Source organism: Phenylobacterium sp. (assembly GCF_030654915.1).
Classification (GTDB): domain Bacteria; phylum Pseudomonadota; class Alphaproteobacteria; order Caulobacterales; family Caulobacteraceae; genus Phenylobacterium.
This window is the reverse complement of record NZ_JAURWM010000053.1, coordinates 1-3,130: the sequence shown is the minus strand read 5'-3', so window position 1 is coordinate 3,130 and position 3,130 is coordinate 1. Positions and strand designations below refer to the sequence as shown.

Annotated in this window: 5 protein-coding genes; 2 read left to right on the top strand and 3 right to left on the bottom strand. The window is 65.8% G+C overall.

What is annotated here, in order from left to right; all coding sequences use genetic code 11:
- Nucleotides 1-893 (bottom strand): TonB-dependent receptor plug domain-containing protein (locus tag Q7T84_RS02310; protein WP_304806026.1); only part of this gene is annotated, 893 nt, incomplete at its 3' end.
- A gap of 147 nt (nt 894-1,040) precedes the next feature.
- Here Q7T84_RS02310 and Q7T84_RS02305 point away from each other — a divergent pair.
- Nucleotides 1,041-1,523: a Fur family transcriptional regulator gene (locus Q7T84_RS02305; RefSeq protein ID WP_304806024.1), complete on the top strand. Its 483-nt coding sequence runs from the start codon at nt 1,041-1,043 to the stop codon at nt 1,521-1,523.
- A gap of 183 nt (nt 1,524-1,706) precedes the next feature.
- Here the strand turns inward: Q7T84_RS02305 and Q7T84_RS02300 are convergent, their stop codons facing one another.
- Both Q7T84_RS02300 and Q7T84_RS02295 read right to left on the bottom strand, forming a co-directional pair.
- On the bottom strand, nt 1,707-2,204 hold the full coding sequence (locus Q7T84_RS02300; RefSeq protein ID WP_304806022.1) for a GNAT family N-acetyltransferase: 498 nt from the start codon (nt 2,202-2,204) through the stop codon (nt 1,707-1,709).
- Between the two features lie 93 nt (nt 2,205-2,297).
- Nucleotides 2,298-2,438, bottom strand: coding sequence for a hypothetical protein (locus Q7T84_RS02295; RefSeq protein WP_304806021.1), 141 nt, complete (start codon nt 2,436-2,438; stop codon nt 2,298-2,300).
- Between the two features lie 93 nt (nt 2,439-2,531).
- Between Q7T84_RS02295 and arfB the strand changes: the two genes are divergently transcribed.
- The gene (arfB, locus tag Q7T84_RS02290; protein WP_304806020.1) at nt 2,532-2,948 is read left to right on the top strand and encodes an alternative ribosome rescue aminoacyl-tRNA hydrolase ArfB; all 417 of its coding nucleotides are present in this window, start codon (nt 2,532-2,534) and stop codon (nt 2,946-2,948) included.
- The last annotated feature ends 182 nt before the right edge of the window (nt 2,949-3,130 follow it).

The window sequence follows — 3,130 nt, the reverse complement described above, 5'->3', positions numbered from 1 at the left end:
AGGTCGATGACCACCCCGCCCTCTTCTTCCTCGTGGTCGTGATCATGATCGTGGTCATGATCGTCGTGACCTTCATACGCGTGGCCGGGCACGCCGTAGGTGCTGTCGGTGTGCTTGACCGCCAGGCCCAGGAAGCCCTTCTCGCCGACATAGGAGACGCCGCCGCCATAGGCGTAGAGGTCGAGCGCGGTGTTCTCCACGGTCGAGGCGACCGGGCCCGGATAGGCCTCGCCCTCCGCTGCCATCGCGCGGCGCGATTCCGCCGGGACCGGGATGTCGTAGTTGGAGCTTTCGCGGCGCAGGCCGTCCAGGCTGAACACCCAGTTGCCGACCCCGGCCTTGAAAGCGGCCGAGGCGGTCGTGCCGTCGTCGACGGTGGAGGTCGCCGCCAGCATCCGGCCGTGGAAACCCTGCACCGCCTTGTCCGAAATCCGGTCGTCGATGATGTTGACCACGCCGCCGATGGCCGAGCCGCCATAGGCCAGCGCCGAGGGGCCGCGCAGCACCTCGATACGCTCGGCTTCCTGCGGGTCGGTCGCCACCTGGTGGTCGGGCGAGAGGGCCGAGGCGTCGATCATGCCGACCCCGTTGGTCAGCACCATCACCCGAGGACCGGCTAGGCCGCGGATCACCGGGCGGCTGGCGCCGGGCCCAAAGAACGTCGAGCGCACGCCTGGAAGACCCGACAGCACATCGCCCAGGCCCGCGGCTGGGGCGGTGTCCAGATCGTCGCGGCGCAGCACCTCGACGCTGGTGGTCGAGGAGTCCATCGAGACGACATAGGGCGCGGCGGTGACCACGACCTCCGAGACTTCCTTCGCCGCATCTGCCCAGGCCGGGGTGGAGATCAGGGCCGCGACGCCGCTGGCGGCCAGAAGATGGAGCTTGCGCATCGGGGGATCGCCTCGAACAGAATGCAGGCGCGAGGCTTGAAATCGCCCCCCGCTGTTACGAAATAACGCCTTCTGTTATGAGATAACATAACCAGCCGTCAAGCGCCGTTGCTTGCCGAGTCATCAAGAGGCAGGTAGCCAGGGGACATGGGAGCCGAGTGTCATCATCCGGACGGCGTGCATCCGGGCCTCAAGGGCTCGGCGCTGGGCCAAGCGCTGGGCGCGGCCGAGAGCCGTTGCGCCGCGACGCAGGAGCGCCTGACCGCGCCACGCCGCCGGGTCCTGGAACTGCTTCTGGAGTCCAACTCCCCACAAAAGGCCTACGACTTGATCGCAGCCTTCGGCACGCACGGCGAACCGGCCAAGCCCCCAACCGTCTATCGGGCGCTGGAATTCCTGGAACGCCTGGGATTTGCGCATCGGATCGAGAGCCTGAACGCCTATGTGCCTTGCCGCATCGACGGCCAGAGCCACCGCGCCGCTTTCCTGATCTGCGACTGCTGCGGCGCGGCCGAGGAGTTCGAGCCCGACTTCACGGCCCAGCTCTCCGCCGCCGCCAAGGCGGGCTACCAGGTCTCAACCATCACCCTGGAAGCCCGCGGCCGTTGCGCGGCCTGCTCGGCCGGCTAGAAACGCCGACCTTCGGCCAGACGGGTCTCCCCATTTAAGCTCGTCATGGCCGGGCTTTGTCCCGGCCATCCATAGACGCCGACGTCCGAGGCTTCTCGCCCAAATTCGGCGTCTATGGATCCCCGACGCTCCGCTTCGCTCCGGTCGAGGATGACGATCTAGGGATTGGGGCGCGCAAGGGGCTTATGGGCGCAACCGCGCCATCGCGATGGCGTCGGCATACGCCCCGTCTCGCCAAGCGTAGTCGCGCATCAGCCCCTCGCGCTCGAAGCCGAAGCGTTCATAGAGCGCGATAGCGCGGATGTTGTCGGTCCACACCGTGAGTTCAAGGCGCCGAATACCGAGCCAGCGGTCAGCCTGCTCGACCGCCGCCGCCATCAGGGCCGTGCCCGCGCCCCGGCCCGCGTAGGCGTCGTGGACAGCCATGCCAAACGTGCCGACATGGCCCCGGCGCCCCTCCAGGCGGCCGAGGCCCAGGCTGCCGATGACCTTCCCATCGATCACGGCGACGAGCATCGTTTGACTCGCTGACGTGACCTTGAAGCGCTCGCGCCGAGTGGCGACGCTGGTGAACGGCAATTGCATCGTCCCCCAGACGGCGCGCGGCTGGTTCAGCACCTCGGTCAGGTCGGGCACATCCTCTGGCTCGGAGGCTCGGATCAGGATTTCGTCTTGGCTCATCATGGTCTCTCGGTGGGCCGGAGAACGGAGCCAAAGAAAAAGCCCCGTCCGTCGCCGGCGGGGCTGGTGTCGAATACGGGCGCTGTTTGGTTCTTAGCGCACGACCTCTCCCACCAACCCGGCCTGGGCGGTTCGAATGGTCACGTGCATAAGGGCGATGGCGGCGCGCATAAGCTGAAGTCTAGCCGCAACAAGGATATCGGAAAAGCCGGTGATTGAAGTCACGCCCACCATCAGCCTCTCGGAGGACGAACTGACCGAGCGGTTCATCCGTTCGGCCGGTCCGGGCGGTCAGAACGTCAAGACAGTCCAACCTATTTCGCGGGCATGATGGAAATCACCCCTAACTTCGCCATCGGGGACGACGAGTTCACCGAGCGCATGGTCAAGGCCAGCGGCCCCGGCGGGCAGCATGTAAATAAGACGAGCAATGCCGTGGAGCTTCGCTTTGGTGTGGGGGCGTCCACCCTACCCGACGATGCCAAGGAGCGGCTCAGGCGGCTCGCAGGAGGCCGCCTGACGCAGGACGATGTGCTGATCCTCTTTTCGCAGGGTTCGCGGTCGTTGGAGATGAATCGACAGGACGTTCGCGCCCGGCTCGCGGACCTGATCCGACAGGCCCTTCATCGGCCCAAGTCCCGCAGGCCGACCACACCCACCTATTCATCGAAACTGAAGCGGCTCGAAGGGAAGACCCGTCGCAGCGGAATTAAGTCGATGCGCGGAAAGCCGCTATCGGAGTAGTCCGCACCGGCGCATCGCCGAGCATCTCCCCAATCGACGCTTCGCTTCTTTCGGAAGACCGGCAATCATCCAGCCATGCGCGAACAGATTCTCAGCGAGATCAGGAGACTGGCTAACGCCAATGGTGGCCTACCTCCGGGCTACAAGCTCTTCTTCAGAGAGACTGGCCTCGGCGACCATCT

Bases quoted from the DNA above. Each gene is read 5' to 3' on its own strand.
- Q7T84_RS02305 (WP_304806024.1), top strand. From the start codon at position 1,041: ATGGGAGCCGAGTGTCATCATCCGGACGGCGTGCATCCGGGCCTCAAG.
- Q7T84_RS02300 (WP_304806022.1), bottom strand. From the start codon at position 2,204: ATGAGCCAAGACGAAATCCTGATCCGAGCCTCCGAGCCAGAGGATGTG.
- Q7T84_RS02295 (WP_304806021.1), bottom strand. From the start codon at position 2,438: ATGGTGGGCGTGACTTCAATCACCGGCTTTTCCGATATCCTTGTTGCG.
- arfB (WP_304806020.1), top strand. From the start codon at position 2,532: ATGATGGAAATCACCCCTAACTTCGCCATCGGGGACGACGAGTTCACC.